Raw genomic sequence first — 16,564 nt, forward strand, 5'->3', positions numbered from 1 at the left:
TTCGGGGATCTTCGACATGCGGATGGACAAACTCACCTCGCGGTTCCAGCAGGCGCTGGCCGACGCGCAATCACTGGCCGTGGGCCGCGACAACAACATGCTTGAACCGGTGCACGTGATGGCGGCGCTGCTGGGCCAGCAGGGCGGCTCCACGGCGCCGCTGCTGACCCAGGCCCAGGTCAACGTGCCGATGCTCACGCAGCGGGTGAACGAAATGCTCGAGCGCCTGCCTCGGGTCAGCGGGCAGGAAGGCAACATCAACCTGGGCAACGACCTCAACCGCCTGCTCAACCTCACCGACAAGCTGGCCCAGCAGCGCGGCGACCAGTTCATCGCCAGCGAGCTGTTCGTGCTGGCCGCGCTGGAGGACAAGGGCGAACTGGGCGCGGCGCTGAAGGCGGCGGGCGCGAACAAGGCGAACCTCGAAGCGGCGATCGACAAGCTGCGCGGCGGCGAAAAGGTGCAGAGCGAAAACGCCGAGGAACAGCGCCAGGCACTGGAGAAATACTGCATCGACCTGACCGAGCGCGCCGAGCGCAACAAGCTCGATCCGGTGATCGGCCGCGACGAGGAAATCCGCCGCACCATCCAGGTGCTGCAGCGGCGCACCAAGAACAATCCGGTGCTGATCGGCGAACCCGGCGTGGGCAAGACTGCGATCGTCGAGGGCCTGGCCCAGCGCATCATCAAGGGCGAGGTGCCCGAGGGCCTGCGCGACCGCCGCGTGCTGGCGCTGGACATGGGCGCGCTGATCGCCGGCGCCAAGTTCCGCGGCGAGTTCGAGGAGCGGCTCAAGGCCGTGCTCAGCGACCTGTCGAAACAGGAAGGCCGGGTGATCCTGTTCATCGATGAATTGCACACCATGGTCGGCGCCGGCAAGGGCGAAGGCTCGATGGATGCCGGCAACATGCTCAAGCCCGCGCTGGCGCGCGGCGAGCTGCACTGCATCGGCGCGACCACGCTGGACGAATACCGCAAGTACATCGAGAAGGACGCGGCGCTGGAGCGGCGCTTCCAGAAAGTGTTCGTGGGCGAGCCCACGGTGGAGGACACCATCGCGATCCTGCGCGGGCTGAAGGAACGCTACGCGGTGCACCACGGCGTGGAGATCACCGACCCGGCCATCGTCGCCGCGGCCACGCTGTCGCATCGCTACATCGCCGACCGCCAGTTGCCGGACAAGGCGATCGACTTGATGGACGAGGCGGCCTCGCGCATCCGCATGGAGATCGACTCCAAGCCGGAGGAACTGGACCGTCTGGAGCGCCGGCTGATCCAGCTGAAGATCCAGCGCGAGATGCTGAAGAAGGAAAAGGACAGCGAGTCGAAGCAACGCCTCGCTGATCTGGAAACCGATATCGGCAAGCTCGAACGCGAGTTCTCCGACCTCAACGAGATCTGGAAATCGGAGAAGGCCGCGCTGCAGGGCACGACCAAGGTGAAGGAGCAGATCGAGCAGGCGCACCAGGAGCTGGAGTCCGCCCAGCGCCGGCAGGATTACGCGAAGATGAGCGAGATCCAGTACGGCAAGCTGCCGGAACTGGAAAAGCAGCTCGCCGCGGCGCAGGCCGCCGAAACACAGGATTTCAAGCTGGTGCAGACGAAAGTCACCGCCGAGGAAATCGCCGAGGTGGTGGCGCGCTGGACCGGCATTCCGGTCAGCAAGATGCTCGAGGGCGAGCGCGACAAGCTGTTGAAGATGGAGGACGAGTTGCACAAGCGCGTGGTCGGCCAGGACGAGGCGGTGCACGCTGTGTCCGATGCGATCCGCCGCTCGCGCGCGGGGCTGTCCGATCCGAACCGCCCGAACGGTTCGTTCCTGTTCCTCGGCCCGACCGGCGTGGGCAAGACCGAGCTGTGCAAGGCGCTGGCCGAGTTCATGTTCGACACCACCGACGCGATGGTGCGCATCGACATGAGCGAATTCATGGAGAAGCACTCCGTCTCGCGCCTGGTCGGTGCGCCTCCCGGCTACGTCGGCTATGAGGAGGGTGGTTACCTCACCGAGGCGGTGCGTCGCCGGCCGTACAGCGTGATCCTGCTGGACGAGGTGGAGAAGGCGCACCCGGATGTGTTCAACATCCTGCTGCAGGTGCTCGACGACGGCCGCCTCACCGATGGCCAGGGCCGCACCGTGGACTTCCGCAACACGGTCATCGTGATGACCTCGAACCTGGGTTCGCAGATGATCCAGGACGCGGCGGAAAATGGCGGCGACGAGGAGGAGCAGTACACCCAGATGAAGGCGTCGGTGATGGGTGTGGTGCAGGCGCATTTCCGTCCAGAGTTCATCAACCGGCTGGACGAGATCGTGGTGTTCCGTCCGCTGGACAAGACGCAGATCCGCGCCATCGCGAAGATCCAGCTGCAGTATCTGGAGCGGCGGCTGGCCGAGCGTCAGCTGAAGCTCGACATCGCGGACGACGCACTGGCCCTGCTCGGCAACGTGGGCTTCGATCCGGTCTACGGTGCGCGGCCGCTGAAGCGGGCAATCCAGCAGCAACTGGAGAATCCGCTGGCCAGGCAGATTCTGGAAGGACAGTTCCAGCCGGGCGATACGGTCGGCGTGGCCGCCGAGGGCGGACAGCTGGTGTTTCGCAAGTCCTGATGCGGCGCCGGCAGTCCGGTTCGCCTGAACGAAACAGGGCCATCCTCGCCGGATGGCCCCGTGGTTTGCTCGATGCGGCCTCCGCCCCGGTGGGGCGGTCGCCCGGACTCACTCGAGGTCTAGCACCTTCTTGTCGTTGTCGCGGCGGCGCTGTTCCTTCTGCTGGTAGCGGGCCTCGCAGCCGTCGCGCTTGACCATCACGCAGTCCAGATAATCGGTGGCCTCGATCAACGCCGCGCGCACGGCCTTGCTGGCCGGCGTCTTCTTCGAGTGGCCGAAGTCACCGCCGACGCCGTGGGTGAAGCCGCTGAGATTGACCCCGCCGCCGGAGCTGTTGCCCTCGACCGTGCGCGAATACACCACTTCGGAAGTTTCCGCGTCGATCACCCGCAGATCGATCGCCACGTAGGCCTGGGATTTGCCGCCACCCACGCGGAAGCCCGCGATGTTGAGGCCGCCGCCCGTCTTCGAAGTGTCTTCGGTGTAAGCGGCGACGCTGCCGGTGACCAGGTACTGGGCGCCGGTGATGTTGCCGGTGTGCGGCGTGCTGCCCGGGCGCATGCGCGAGGAGGCGGCCAGGTCCTGCTCGGCGAGCACGGCGTCGATCTTCTGTCGTTCGATCACCTTGAAGTCGCCGGTGGCGCTCAGTTCGTTGCTGAGCACGTCGGCCAGCTGGTTGCCGACGTCGCCGTTCCACCAGCTGGCGGAGCTGGTCTGGTTGGTGAAGTCGATCACGGCGACGGTCATCGTCGGCGCTTCGCGGGCCATGGCGGCCCCGCCTGCGGTCAATGCCAGGGCCAGCGCTGCGCCCAGCAGGCCCGTGTGGTTTGCGAGTTTCATCAAGTCCCCTCCAGTCATTGGCGTGATGCCTGTCCGATCGACGCGCGATGCCGCGGCGAACGTACAGGTGTGGTGTCGTGCCAGGGTGCAGTCCCCCCGCAATCCCCCTGGATTCCGGCTGCCGAGTGTCGCGGGCGGCGCAGGCGTTTGCCGTTGCGCGATCACGCCGGATGCTGGTCGTGCGGGATTGGCCTTGTCAAGCGATCCCTGCCGGGGTGCATTCCCCTGTGCCGGGCGGCACCCTGTGCGGCGATTATCCCGGGGCGCCGTCGGGTCGGCTGTCAGCGCGGACGGCAGGTGCTGTAAGGCAAAACCGTCAATGCCTGGCGGCGGGGACGACAGCGCCGGCGTTGCGGAAGCTGCCGGGGTGGCGGTGCCCCGATGGTGGGGCCCAGGCGGTCAATGAGTCGGTGGCGAACGGTGAGTCGGGCGCAGCCCCGGGCGCGCCGGGGCTGCGTATTGCCAGGAATGGTTCGCCGTCACTGCCAGCTGTAGCGCACCTTGCCGTAGACGTAGGCGCCGTTGTAGCCGAACGGCGAAAAGGTCGAGTAGGGCAGGGTGCCGTTGTTGGTGTTGTTGGCGATGTTCCTGTCCGGATGGGCGTCGAGTGCGTTGTCCGCGCCCACCGTGAAGGTCCAGTCATGGAGGTTGTAGTTCACCGCCAGGTCGAGCACCCACTTGGGCGTGAAGGTCTGGTCGATCACCGGCGGCGTGGCGCTCGGGTTGTAGCTGGCCAGGCTGCTGACATAGCTGGTGTAGCGGCCATAGCGGGTCAGCGTGCCGGTCACGCCCCAGTTGCCGACGTGGTACTGCTCATTGAGGATGAGCTTGCTGCGCGGGCTCGAATTGCCCAGGTACCCCTGGATGTCCTGGCGGTTCAGGCGGACGAAGCTGACGCCCAGGTTGTCCAGCACCGCCGGGTTGGGCTTCACGTTGGTGACCGTGTTCTGGTTGTAGTTCGCGCTGAGCGTGGTGGCCAGGGTGCCCGCGTTGCCGAGGTCGGCCAGGTAGCTGCCCACGAAGTCGACGCCGCGGGTGCGCGTGTTCGCCGCGTTGGTGAAGTAGTTGACGCTGCTGTAGCCGAGGTCGCTGATGCCGTTGGCGGCCAGGTAGCTGACCACCGCGGGCGTGGTGGTCGAGATCGCGCCGGACAGCGCCACGCGGTCCCGGATGTCGATCTGGTACACGTCCAGGCTGAGGGTCAGCGCATCGGTGGGGCTCCATACCGTGCCCAGGGTGTAGTTCCTGGACTTCTCCGGCTTCAGCGCTTCGGCGCCCAGCAACTGGGCGATCTGGCTGCCGACCGGCACCAGGCCGCGGTTGTAGATGCCCGCCGGCAGGCCCGGCAGGCTGCCGGCGCCGTAGAACAGCGAGGAGATCTGCGAGAAATACTCCTGCCCCAGCGAGGGCGCCCGGAAGCCCGTGGAGGCACTGCCGCGGATGGCGAAACTGTCGGTGAAGTCGAAGCGCCCCGACAGCGAGCCGGACGTGGTGTTGCCGAAGTCGTTGTAGTGCTCATGCCGCACGGCGGCGGCGACACCAAGCCGGTCGGTGAGGTTGGTTTCGAGGTCGAGGTAGGCGGCCACGTCGTGGCGCGAGGCGTCGACCGCGTTCGCCGGCTGCCAGCCGGCGAAGCCCTGCGCGCCGCCCGAGACGCCGGAGGTGCCCACGTACCAGGACGGCAGCGAGCCGGCATCGATGGCGTAGGTCTGCCGCAGATACTGGGCGCCGAACGCCACCGTGAGCGAATTGGGCAGCCAGCCAGCCTGGATGTCCTTGGCGACGTCGAGGTCCAGGCTCTGCTGCGAGGCGCTGAGGATGCCGTCACTGAATACGCTGGGCGCGCTGCCGAAGTCGTTGAGGTAGGCATAGTTGGTGCTGTTGCGCGTTTCGTAGGAAACCCGGTTGCGACCGTAGTTGCCGCTCAGGTCCCAGCGCCAGCCGCTGATCTTGCCACGCAGGCCCGCCACCAGCGAGGTGTCGGTGGAGTCGGCGTGTTCGAGCGGCAGGAAGCCGTCCGGATACACCTGGCCGATCAGTGCATTGTTCGGCTTGGGCGAATTGGTGCCGTAGCGGAAGAACGCGGGCGACGTGCTCTGGCGCCGGCCGTAGTGCCCGAAGCTGTACAACTGCACGTCCGGGGTGATGTCGTACTGCGCATTCAGCAGCAGGTTGTTGTCATGCACATCCGGGTCGCCCTGGCGGAAGTTCACGCCCAGTTGCGGGAAGCCGGGGCGATTGTCCGGCCCGGCACGATTGGTGTGGTCCTGCTTGCCGCTCTGCAGCGCGAAGCGCAACCAGCCCTTGTCGCCGCCCAGCGGGATGCCGAAGTTGGCCGAGCCCTGCCATTGCCTGCCGTCGCCCGCGGAATACTGACCGCCGCTGACCTGCACGTCGCCGCCCTTGGCGCCCTGTTTCAGGATGATGTTGATGACGCCGGCGATGGCGTCCGAGCCGTATTGGGCGGACGCACCGTCGCGCAGGACCTCGATGTGGTCGATGGCAGACATCGGGATGGTGTTCAGATCCACCGGCTGCGAGCCGCGGCCGATCACGCCGTTGTTGAGCAGGATGGCGCCCGGATGCCAGCGCTTGCCGTTCACCAGCACCAGCACTTCGTCGGGCGACAGGCCGCGCAACTGGGCGGGACGCTGCGTATCGGCCGAGTCGGCGGCGGCCGGGCGCGGGAAATTCAGCGAGGGAATGATGCGCGCCAGCGCCGTGGACAACTCGCTGGTGCCGGTCTGCTGCAGGACCTTGGCCGACACCACGTCGATCGGGGTCAGCGAGCTGCTTTCCGTGCGGTTGTCGGCGCGGGTGCCGGTGACGATCACGGCACTGAGGTCGCGGGCCTTGGCGGGTGCCGGTGCCTGTGCTTCCTGCGCCGCGGCATTGCCGGCCAGTGCCAGCAACACCGCGGCAGGAAGCCATGCCGACGCGGTCGTACGGGGACGCTTGCTCATGAGGTTCTCCGGATAGGTGTTGTTGCGATGCAGCAACCACAGACTAGTGGTGCACGGATCGGCCGTCAATAGACGTATAGACGTCTATACGTCCATCGCCGTTGCATCTATCGCGGCGTGCGGGCGTATGGCGGGGCGGTCGCGCCTGGTTGCGGTCCCGAGGCTACTACCCGGCCGCGCACGTCGCCATGAGCGGTCCGGCACGTTGAAATCCGCCGGTCAGCGCCGATAATGGCCAGTTGCCGGCTCGCATGCCGGCGGGATTTTCCGGAGCCTTCATGCCCATCTACGAATTCGAATGCAGCCAGTGCGGCCACCGTTTCGACCGCCTGCAGAAGTTGTCCGACACCGACCCGGTGGTCTGCCCCGCGTGCGACACCCCGAACCTGCACCGGCGGGTCAGCGCGCCGTCCTTCCGGCTGGCTGGCAGCGGCTGGTACGAGACTGACTTCAAGAAGGACGGCGACAAGAAGCGCAACCTGGTCGATGCGTCACCGGGCGAAGCCAAGCCTGCTGCCGGTGCACCGGCAACTGCGGCCGCTGCTCCCGCTCCGGCTGCCAGCCCCGCGCCGGCAGCGGGCGGATCGGGCAGCAGCGGAAGCTGAACCACGGAACGGCCGCGCAGTTTCCTGCGTGGCGTCGCAAGATATGCTGACGCCCGAGGACGGCGGCGATCCTGCTGCCGCCACTGCCAGCGAGGAGCCAGACGGATGCGTGCAATCAGCGGATGGGCCAGTGGAATCGTCATCGCAGGACTGCTGGGCAGCCTGCTCGGGATCGCGCCACCGGTGCGTGCGCAGTCCGATACGCCGGTGCGCTGCGTGAGCAAGGACGGGCACTATGCCCGCTGCGCCGTGCCGTGGCGCCGGGTTGAACTCTACAAGCAGGAGTCCAAGGGCGCCTGCATCGAGGGTCAGAGCTGGGGCATGGACCACGGCACCTTGTGGGTCGACCGGGGTTGTCGCGGCCTGTTCGGTCCGGCGGGACGCGGTGGCTATGGTGACAACCGAGGTGATCGTCGGGGACACGGCCATCCGCACGGCGGCTGGCAGCCCGGCCCGGACTGGAATCGCCGGATCAGCCTGCAGTGCGACAGCAACAAGAAGAAGTACCAGATGTGCCAGGTCGACGTGGGCCGCAACGGCAGCGTGCGACTGGGCCGTCAGCTCTCCGATGCCCGCTGCACCGAGGGCTACAGCTGGGGCTGGAACCGCGCCGGAGTGTGGGTGGCGCATGGTTGCCGCGGCCAGTTCCTGGTCGATCGCCGCTGGTGATGCGGCCCGGGCCGGTGGCGGTCGTCCGCCGCCGGTCCGCCGCGGCGCGCGGCGGTGGTAAACTTGGCGGTCTTTTCCCCTGCCTGAAGTCGCCCCGCGGCGACGCCGGAGTTCCAACGCATGCGCACGCATTACTGCGGCCTCATCGATGAGTCGCTGATCGGCCAGTCCGTCACCCTGTGCGGCTGGGTCAACAAGATTCGTCTGCAGGCCCACGTCGCCTTCGTCGACCTGCGCGACCACGAGGGCCTGGCGCAGGTGGTGGTCGACCGCGACAACGCTGCCGCATTTGCCGTGGCCGGCGAGATCGGCAATGAGTATTGCCTGCGCGTCACCGGCACCATCCGCCCGCGCGTTTCGGTCAACGACAAGCTGAAGACGGGCACGGTCGAGCTGCTGGCCGACACGGTGGAGATCCTCAACGCCGCGAAGGACCTGCCGTTCGCGCTGCACGAGAATCCCAACGAGGACATGCGGATGACCTACCGCTACCTCGACCTGCGCCGCCCCGAGATGCAGGCGATGATGCGCAAGCGGATCAGGCTGGTGCAGACGCTGCGCCGCTACCTGGACGAGCGCGGCTTCCAGGACATCGAGACGCCGATCCTGACCAAGGCCACCCCCGAAGGCGCACGCGACTACCTGGTGCCCAGCCGAGTGCACCCGGGCCAGTTCTACGCGCTGCCGCAGTCGCCGCAGCTGTTCAAGCAGATCCTGATGATGGCCGGTTTCGATCGCTATTATCAGATCGCCCGCTGCTTCCGCGACGAGGACCTGCGCGCCGACCGCCAGCCGGAATTCACCCAGCTCGACCTGGAGTTCGCCTTCGTCGAAGAGAAAGACGTGCAGGATTTCGTGGAGGAGCTGATCCGCCACGTGTTCCGCGAAGTGCAGGGCGTGGAACTGGACGCCGCGTTCCCCCGCATGACCTGGATGGAGGCGATGCGTCGCTTCGGTTCGGACAAGCCGGACCTGCGCATCGCGCTGGAGCTGGTCGACGTGGCCGACGTGCTCAGGCACATCGAGTTCAAGGTGTTCGCCGAGCCGGCCAATGCTCCGGACGGTCGCGTGGCGGCCTTGCGCGTGCCCGGCGGCAGCGCGCTGTCGCGCAAGGACATCGACGGCCTGACCGAATACGCCTCGCGTTACGGCGCGAAGGGTCTGGCCTGGCTCAAGGTCGAGGATCTGGCCAAGGGGCGCGAGGGGATCAACTCGCCGGTGGCGAAGTTCCTCGACGACGCGGCGCTGGACGGTGTGCTGAAAGCCACTGGCGCGCAGAGCGGCGACATCGTGTTCTTCGGTGCGGGCGCGTGGAAGACCGTCACCGACTTCATGGGCGCGGTGCGCCTGAAGGTGGGCAAGGACCGCGGCCTGGTCGAGGACAGCTGGAAGCCGCTGTGGGTCACCGACTTTCCGATGTTCGAATACGACGCGGAAGAGCAGCGCTACGTCGCCCTGCATCATCCGTTCACCGCGCCGAAGATCGACGACATCGCCGACCTGAAGAGCCACGCCGCGACCGCGGTGAGCCGGGGCTACGACATGGTGCTCAACGGCAACGAGATCGGCGGCGGTTCGATCCGTATCCACCGGCCGGACATGCAGAGTGCGGTGTTCGAGCTGCTCGGCATCGGCGCGGACGAGGCCGAGGCGAAGTTCGGCTTCCTGCTCAAGGCGCTGAAGTTCGGCGCGCCGCCTCACGGCGGCCTGGCCTTCGGCATCGACCGCATCGCCGCGCTGATGGCCGGCACCGAGTCGATCCGCGACGTGATCGCCTTCCCCAAGACCACCAGCGCGCAGGACTTGATGACGGACGCGCCGTCGCCGGTGGGCGATGCGCAGCTGAAGGAGCTGCACGTGATGGTGAAGGAATAGGGCGCAGGAAGCGGCGCATGGTTTGCTGCCCTTCCGCCGTTTCGACTTCCTGTTCCCCCATCCTGGCTTCCGGCGCTCGCCATGTCTGAACATGTGATCCTGCTGCACGGCCTGTGGATGCGCGGTTTCGCGCTGTCCATGCTGCATCGCCGGCTGATGGAGGCCGGCTTTCGCGTACATCGCTTCGACTACCTCAGCGTGGCGGCCACCGAGCAGCGCATCCTGGATCGGCTGCATGCGCGCATGACCGCCTTGCTCGGCGAGGCCGACGCCCAGTCCGTGCACCTGGTCGGACACAGCCTGGGCGGGCTGCTGGCGTTGCGTGCCTGCCATGACGCCGCCGCATTGCCGTCCGGTCGCATCGTCTGCCTCGGTTCGCCGCTGCGCGGCAGTGCGGCGGCGCGCAGCTTTGCCGGCTGGGGGCGCGGTGGCGAGGTCCTGCTGGGGCACAACCGCGAGCTGCTGGAGCAGGGGCTCGAACGCTGGGATGGCCCGCGCGAGGTGGGCATGATCGCCGGCTGCACGCCGCTGGGACTGGGCGCCATGCTCGGCCATTTCCAGGGCGAGCACGATGGCACCGTGGCGGTCGACGAGACCCGCCTGCCGGGGCTTGCCGACCATTGCGTGGTCGAAACCAACCACACCGGCCTGCTGTTTTCGCCCGAAGTGGCGCAGTTGGCTGCCGGTTTCCTGCGCCACGGGCGGTTTTCGCCGCCGGCGCCGCGTTGAGACGCCGCACCCCGCGATCCGGCACACAGGTTCAATTCAGGTAAAATTCCCGGCTTGTCCAACCGCCGTCGTGCAGGAATCGTCATGGGTAGAGGTCCGTCCATCGAAGGTCGCAAGAACGCCGAAGACGCCAAGCGCGCCAAGGTGTTCACCAAGCTGATCCGCGAAATCACCGTCGCCACCCGCGCCGGAGTGGCAGACCCTGGCGGCAACCCGCGCCTGCGTGCGGCGATCGACAAGGCCTTGTCGGCCAACATGACCAAGGACACCATCGAGCGCGCGATCAAGCGCGGCTCCGGTGCCGATGGCGGCGCCGACATGCAGGAACTGCGCTACGAAGGCTACGGCCCGGCCGGCACCGCGCTGATCATCGAAAGCTTCACCGACAACCCCACCCGCACCGTGGCCGACGTGCGCTACGCGCTGACCAAGCACGGCGGCAACCTGGGCACCAGCGGATCGGTGGCGTTCCAGTTCACCCGTTGCGGCGAGCTGGTGTTTGCCACCGGCGGCGACGAGGCGGCCGAGGAGAAAGTGCTGGAAGCAGCGCTGGAAGCCGGCGCCGATGACGTGGTCAACGAGCACGGCGAAAGCACCGTGCTGTGTGCGCCGGAAAACTTCGAGGCGGTGCAGCAGGCGCTGGTCGACGCGGGGCTGAGCGCGCTGCACGCCGGCGTGGTGATGCGTCCCAACAACCGCGTCGAGGTGCCGGAAGAGGCGCTGGAACAGCTGATGGACCTGCTCGAGAAGCTGGACTCGCTGGACGACGTCAGCGAGGTGTCGCACAACGCCCTGCTGCCGACGTGAAGCAGCAAGGCGCTGGAATCCGGGATTCGGGATTCGGGATTCCGGTTTCGCTGGTGCGCAAGGCGAGTTTCGTGGCTCGTTCCAGCGCCCGCGAGATGGCCAGGTGCGAGCCGTGGCTTTGACCGAATCCCGATCCACCCGGATCATCGGTATCGATCCGGGCAGCCAGCGCACCGGCGTGGGCATCATCGACGTGGACGACACGGGCAAGCTGAGCCATGTGTTCCACGGCGCGCTTGCGGTGGCGGGCGAGGCGACTTTCCCGTTGCGGCTCAAACGCATCTTTGACGAGCTGTGTGACATCATCGCCACGCATCGGCCGGCCGAGTGCGGGATCGAGCGCGTGTTCATGGCGCGCAACCCCGACTCGGCATTGAAGCTGGGCCAGGCGCGTGGCGCCGCCATTTGCGCAGTGGTCAGTCAGGGGATCGTGGTGCACGAATACGCGGCAACCGAGGTGAAGCAATCCGTGGTCGGCAGTGGCCGCGGCGACAAGACCCAGGTGCAGCACATGATCGGCGTCCTGCTGGGCCTGAAAGGCCCGTTGCAGGCCGACGCCGCCGATGCGCTGGCGATCGCGGTCACGCACGCACACACCCGGGCCAGTCTGGCCCGGGTCGGCATCCCGCGCACCGCCTGGAGGCGACGTCGGTGATCGGGCGTCTGCGCGGCACCCTGATCGGCAAGCAGCCGCCGTCGTTGCTGGTCGACGTGGGCGGGGTCGGCTACGACGTCGAGGCGCCGATGTCGACCATCTACGACCTGCCGGGCCTGGGCAAGGAAGTGGTGCTGCTGATCCATCATGCGGTGAAGGAAGACGGCATCACCCTGTACGGCTTCCTGCACGAGACCGAGCGCGCGCTGTTCCGCAACCTGCTCAAGGTCAGCGGCATTGGCGCGAAGATCGCCTTGTCCGTGTTGTCCGGCGTGTCCACCGACCATTTCGCGCGGCTGGTGCAGGCCGGTGACGTGGTGGCCCTGACCAAGATCCCCGGCATCGGCAAGAAGACCGCCGAGCGCATCGTGGTGGAACTGCGCGACCGGCTCGATGGCGTGGCCGGCGTTCCCGGCGTGTCGCCGCAGCGCGCCAGCGCACCGCTCGATGCGGCCGGCGAAGCGACCGTGGCGCTGCAGCAGCTGGGCTACAAGCCTGCCGAGGTCAGCCGCCTGGTGCAGAAAGTGGCCGCGGAAGGCGATACGGCCGAAGCCATCATCCGCAAGGCGCTGCGCGCCGCTCTGGGCAGCTAGTTCGCCAGGACTTCAATGAATACGCAAGCAGACAACCCGGCCCAGCCATCGGCCCACGGTGACACCGCCCACGTGCGTGGCGCCAAGTCGACGCTGATCCTCGGCGCGATCGGCGTGGTGTTCGGCGACATCGGCACCAGCCCGCTGTACACCATGCACGAGACCTTCCTGCCCGAGCACGGCCTGCATCCGCGGCCGAGCACGGTGCTGGGCATCCTGTCGCTGGTGACCTGGTCGCTGATCATGGTGGTGGCGGTGAAGTACGTCAGCCTGGTCATGCGTGCGGACAACAAGGGCGAGGGCGGCATCATGGCGCTGATGACGCTGGCGCAGCGTGCCAGCGGCAAGTCCGTGGCCACGCGTCGGGCGGTGATGCTGATGGCCCTGCTGGGGGCGGCGCTGTTCTTCGGCGATGGCGTGATCACGCCATCCATTACCGTGTTGTCCGCGATCGAGGGCCTGCAGGTGGCCGCGCCGTCGCTGTCGCACTACGTGGTGCCGGTGACGGTGGCGGTGCTGCTGGGCCTGTTCTGGCTGCAGCGGCATGGCACGGCCAAGGTCGGCGCGATCTTCGGGCCGGTGATGGTGGTGTGGTTCCTGGCGCTGGGGGTGATCGGCGTGTGGAACATCATCCAGGCACCGGAAGTGCTGCGTGCGCTGAATCCATGGCATGCGGTGCAGTTCTTCATGACCCATGGCAAGACCTCGATCCTGGCGCTGGGTTCGGTGGTGCTGTGCGTGACTGGCGCCGAGGCGCTGTATACCGACATGGGCCACTTCGGCCGGGTGCCGATTCGTGCCGCGTGGTTCTTCTTCGTGATGCCGGCGTTGCTGCTGAACTACTACGGCCAGGGCGGCCTGCTGCTGGTGCATCCGGAGACCATCGCCAATCCGTTCTACCACTCGGTGCCGGAGTGGGCGCTGTATCCGATGATCGCGCTGGCCACGGTGGCGGCGGTGATCGCTTCGCAGGCGGTGATCTCCGGCGCCTTCACCGTGTGCCGGCAGGCGATCCAGCTGGGTTTCCTGCCCCGCATGCAGGTGGTGCACACCTCGCGCGAGGCGATCGGGCAGGTCTTCCTGCCGTGGATCAACCGCGCCCTGATGGTGGCGGTGATCGCCACCGTGGTCGGCTTCGGCTCGTCCAATGCGCTGGCCGGCGCCTATGGCATCGCGGTGACCGGCACGATGGCGATCGACACCGTCCTGGTGATGATCGTGGCCCGCCGCATGTGGCAGTGGAGCCGGCTGCTGGTGATCGGCCTGGGCCTGATCCTGCTGGCGATCGACCTCAGCTACTTCGGCGCCAATACGCTGAAGATCCTGCAGGGCGGCTGGTTCCCGCTGGTGCTGGGCCTGCTGATGTTCGCGGTGATGACCACCTGGCGCCGCGGCCGCGAGCTGGTGGTGCGCGAGATCAAGCAGGGCGGCCTGGCGCTGGCGCCGTTCATCGAGAACATGGCTGCGCATCCGCCACTGCGCGTGCCCGGCACGGCGGTGTTCCTCACCGCCAACCTCAGCGCGGTGCCGCATGCCCTGCTGCACAACCTGAAGCACAACAAGGTGCTGCACGAGCGCAACGTGCTGCTCACCGTCGGCATCCTGGAGACGCCGGTGGCCGAGGCCGACGAGCGCATCCAGCTCACCGCGCTGTCGTCCGGAAGCGACGACTTCTACGCGCTGGAACTGCGCTTCGGCTTCGCCGAGGACCCGAACATTCCGCAGGCGCTGTCGCAGTGTTCGCGCGAAGGCCTCGCCTTCGACATGATGGACACCACCTTCTTCCTGTCCCGCGAGAGCATCGTGGCGGACGAGCGTCGTCCCGGCATGGCGCTGTGGCGCGACAAGCTGTTCGCCTTCATGTCGCGCAACGCGCTGCCCGCCACTGCGTTCTTCCAGATCCCCGGCAACCGGCTGATCGAGCTGGGGGCGCAGGTCGAAATTTAGGAGTGAATGAAGAGGAGCGAGAAGTGAGAGAAAGCGGGCTTGCCCACTCGCTCCTCACTCCTCTTCACTCACTTCTGCGGCCATAATGCTCTCATGACCGAAGCCCGCATCATCGCTGCATCCGCCCAGCTCGACGACGAGGCGCTGGAAGCCACCATCCGGCCGAAGCGGCTGACCGAATACCTCGGCCAGCAGGCGGTGCGCGAACAGCTGTCGATCTACATCGAGGCGGCCAGGAAGCGGGGCGGGGCGCTGGACCATGTGCTGATCTTCGGCCCGCCTGGCCTGGGCAAGACCACACTGAGCCACGTGATCGCCAACGAGCTCGGCGTCAACGTGCGCTCCACCTCCGGCCCGGTGCTGGAACGCGCCGGCGACCTCGCCGCGCTGCTGACCAACCTGGAGGCGAACGACGTGCTGTTCGTCGACGAGATCCACCGCCTGTCGCCGGTGGTCGAGGAAGTGCTCTATCCGGCGATGGAAGACTTCCAGATCGACATCATGATCGGTGAAGGCCCGGCCGCCCGCTCGATCAAGCTGGACCTGCCGCCATTCACCCTGATCGGGGCCACCACCCGCGCCGGCATGCTCACCGCGCCCTTGCGCGACCGTTTCGGCATCGTGCAGCGGCTGGAGTTCTACACCACCGACGAGCTCACCGCGATCGTGCGCCGGGCGGCGAAAATCCTCGGCATCAGCTGCGCGCCGGAAGGGGCGCAGGAAATCGCCCGCCGCTCGCGCGGCACGCCGCGCATCGCCAACCGCCTGCTGCGCCGGGTGCGCGATTACGCCGAGGTGCGCGCCGGTGGCGAGATCACCCTGGCCGCGGCGCAGGCCGCGCTGGACATGCTGAAGATCGACCCGCAGGGGTTCGACGAACTGGACCGGCGCCTGCTCGGCCTGATCATCGAGAATTTCGACGGCGGGCCGGTTGGCGTGGAGTCGCTGGCCGCCGCGCTGAGCGAGGACCGCGGCACGCTGGAAGACGTGGTCGAGCCGTACCTGATCCAGCAGGGTTACCTGGTGCGCACCGCCCGCGGCCGCATGGTCAGCGCGAAGGGCTGGCGCCACCTGGGGCTGACTCCGCCGCCGCGCCAGGCGCAGGCGGCCGACCTGTTCGATGCGGGGGCTGGCGATGTCTGAGCCGGCCACGCAACTGCCTTTCAGCTGGAAGGTCAGGGTCTACTGGGAAGACACCGACGCCGGCGGCGTGGTCTATCACGCCGGCTACCTGCGTTTCATGGAGCGCGCCCGCAGCGAGTGGATGCGCGCGCTGGGCGTGGACCAGCTGGCGTACAAGCAGGCCACCGGGCTGGCCTTCATGGTGCGCGACATGCACATCGACTTTCTCAAGCCAGCCCTGCTGGATGATGAACTGACGGTAACGGTCGACGTCAAAGAACGGCGCGCTGCCAGTATCCTGTTCACCCAGACGATCATGAAGGCGGACGGCAGTTGCCTGATCCGCGCCAGCGTGCGGGTGGCCTGCGTCGATCTCCAGCGCATGCGGCCGGCACCGATTCCGGCCGACCTGATTCCTTAAAGAACAACCAAGCCGAACCGGCGGAGTACCTGCAAGCAATGAACGGTGGACTGAACATTTTCACGCTGATCGCGGATTCGAGCCTGCCGGTGAAACTGGTGCTGCTGGTATTGCTGGTGTTCTCGTTCCTGTCCTGGGTCATCATCGTGCGCAAGTATTCGCAGACCAAGGCGGCGATGGAGAACGCCGAGGAATTCGAGGAGCGCTTCTGGTCCGGCGGCGACCTGGCCCAGCTGTTCCGCGAGGTCAGCAGCCGCCAGGGCGGCACCGGCGGGATCGAGAACATCTTCGAGTCCGGCTTCCGCGAGTTCGCCCGCCAGCGCCAGCGCAAGACGCATGACACCCGCAGCGTGATCGAGGGTTCCGAGCGCGCCATGCAGGTCGCCGGCACGCGCGAGATCGGCCTGCTCGAGCGCAACCTGGAATTCCTCGCCAACGTCGGCTCGATCAGCCCGTACGTGGGCCTGTTCGGCACGGTATGGGGCATCATGGGTGCGTTCCAGGGCCTGGGCGAGATGAAGGACGTCACCATCGCGGTGGTCGCCCCGCATATCTCCGAGGCGCTGATCGCCACCGCCATGGGCCTGTTCGCCGCGATCCCGGCGCAGTGGGCGTACAACCGCTACGCCACCAAGGTCGAGCGCATCGCCTCGCGCTACGACGTGTTCCAGGAGGAGTTCTCCTCCGTGCTGCAGCGGCAGATCCAGACCGACGACGTCGCCTGAGCGGA

At 67.2% G+C, this 16,564-nt stretch carries 14 protein-coding genes; 12 read left to right on the top strand and 2 right to left on the bottom strand.

The features are described from left to right. Positions 1-16: 16 nt before the first annotated feature. Positions 17-2,608: an ATP-dependent chaperone ClpB gene (gene clpB / locus ASD55_RS13835; protein WP_056766931.1), complete on the top strand. Its 2,592-nt coding sequence runs from the start codon at positions 17-19 to the stop codon at positions 2,606-2,608. 108 nt (positions 2,609-2,716) lie between these two features. Here clpB and ASD55_RS13840 read toward each other — a convergent pair whose 3' ends face one another. Next, positions 2,717-3,448: a CsgG/HfaB family protein gene (locus ASD55_RS13840; protein WP_056717271.1), complete on the bottom strand. Its 732-nt coding sequence runs from the start codon at positions 3,446-3,448 to the stop codon at positions 2,717-2,719. A 479-nt stretch (positions 3,449-3,927) separates the two neighbouring features. Further along, positions 3,928-6,411: a TonB-dependent receptor gene (locus tag ASD55_RS13845; protein WP_056767013.1), complete on the bottom strand. Its 2,484-nt coding sequence runs from the start codon at positions 6,409-6,411 to the stop codon at positions 3,928-3,930. Positions 6,412-6,689: 278 nt separating this feature from the next. Between ASD55_RS13845 and ASD55_RS13850 the strand changes: the two genes are divergently transcribed. The 11 genes from ASD55_RS13850 (at position 6,690) to tolQ (ending at position 16,559) form a co-directional block, all read left to right on the top strand. Further along, entirely contained in the window at positions 6,690-7,016 is a 327-nt protein-coding gene (locus ASD55_RS13850; protein ID WP_056766933.1) for a zinc ribbon domain-containing protein, read from the top strand. Positions 7,017-7,121: 105 nt separating this feature from the next. Then, positions 7,122-7,685 (top strand): DUF3011 domain-containing protein, encoded by a 564-nt coding sequence (locus ASD55_RS13855; protein ID WP_056766935.1) that lies wholly within the window; start codon positions 7,122-7,124, stop codon positions 7,683-7,685. Between the two features lie 120 nt (positions 7,686-7,805). After that, on the top strand, positions 7,806-9,560 hold the full coding sequence (aspS, locus tag ASD55_RS13860) for an aspartate--tRNA ligase (RefSeq protein WP_056766937.1): 1,755 nt from the start codon (positions 7,806-7,808) through the stop codon (positions 9,558-9,560). 81 nt (positions 9,561-9,641) lie between these two features. Beyond that, positions 9,642-10,289: an alpha/beta hydrolase gene (locus tag ASD55_RS13865; protein WP_056766939.1), complete on the top strand. Its 648-nt coding sequence runs from the start codon at positions 9,642-9,644 to the stop codon at positions 10,287-10,289. An 84-nt stretch (positions 10,290-10,373) separates the two neighbouring features. Further along, positions 10,374-11,096: a YebC/PmpR family DNA-binding transcriptional regulator gene (locus ASD55_RS13870; RefSeq protein WP_007808398.1), complete on the top strand. Its 723-nt coding sequence runs from the start codon at positions 10,374-10,376 to the stop codon at positions 11,094-11,096. Positions 11,097-11,208: 112 nt separating this feature from the next. After that, on the top strand, positions 11,209-11,751 hold the full coding sequence (gene ruvC / locus ASD55_RS13875; RefSeq protein ID WP_235577823.1) for a crossover junction endodeoxyribonuclease RuvC: 543 nt from the start codon (positions 11,209-11,211) through the stop codon (positions 11,749-11,751). Continuing rightward, entirely contained in the window at positions 11,748-12,344 is a 597-nt protein-coding gene (ruvA, locus tag ASD55_RS13880; RefSeq protein WP_056717265.1) for a Holliday junction branch migration protein RuvA, read from the top strand. Before ruvC ends, ruvA begins: the two co-directional genes overlap by 4 nt. A gap of 15 nt (positions 12,345-12,359) precedes the next feature. Further along, positions 12,360-14,291, top strand: coding sequence for a potassium transporter Kup (locus ASD55_RS13885; RefSeq protein WP_056717264.1), 1,932 nt, complete (start codon positions 12,360-12,362; stop codon positions 14,289-14,291). 93 nt (positions 14,292-14,384) lie between these two features. Further along, positions 14,385-15,434, top strand: coding sequence for a Holliday junction branch migration DNA helicase RuvB (ruvB, locus tag ASD55_RS13890; RefSeq protein WP_056766941.1), 1,050 nt, complete (start codon positions 14,385-14,387; stop codon positions 15,432-15,434). Continuing rightward, positions 15,427-15,834: a tol-pal system-associated acyl-CoA thioesterase gene (ybgC, locus tag ASD55_RS13895; protein WP_056717262.1), complete on the top strand. Its 408-nt coding sequence runs from the start codon at positions 15,427-15,429 to the stop codon at positions 15,832-15,834. The genes ruvB and ybgC overlap by 8 nt, the downstream gene beginning before the upstream one ends. A gap of 38 nt (positions 15,835-15,872) precedes the next feature. Further along, the gene (tolQ, locus tag ASD55_RS13900) at positions 15,873-16,559 is read left to right on the top strand and encodes a protein TolQ (protein ID WP_007808409.1); all 687 of its coding nucleotides are present in this window, start codon (positions 15,873-15,875) and stop codon (positions 16,557-16,559) included. Positions 16,560-16,564 lie beyond the last annotated feature (5 nt).

Origin of the sequence: Rhodanobacter sp. Root561 (assembly GCF_001427365.1) — a bacterium.
Lineage (GTDB): Bacteria > Pseudomonadota > Gammaproteobacteria > Xanthomonadales > Rhodanobacteraceae > Rhodanobacter.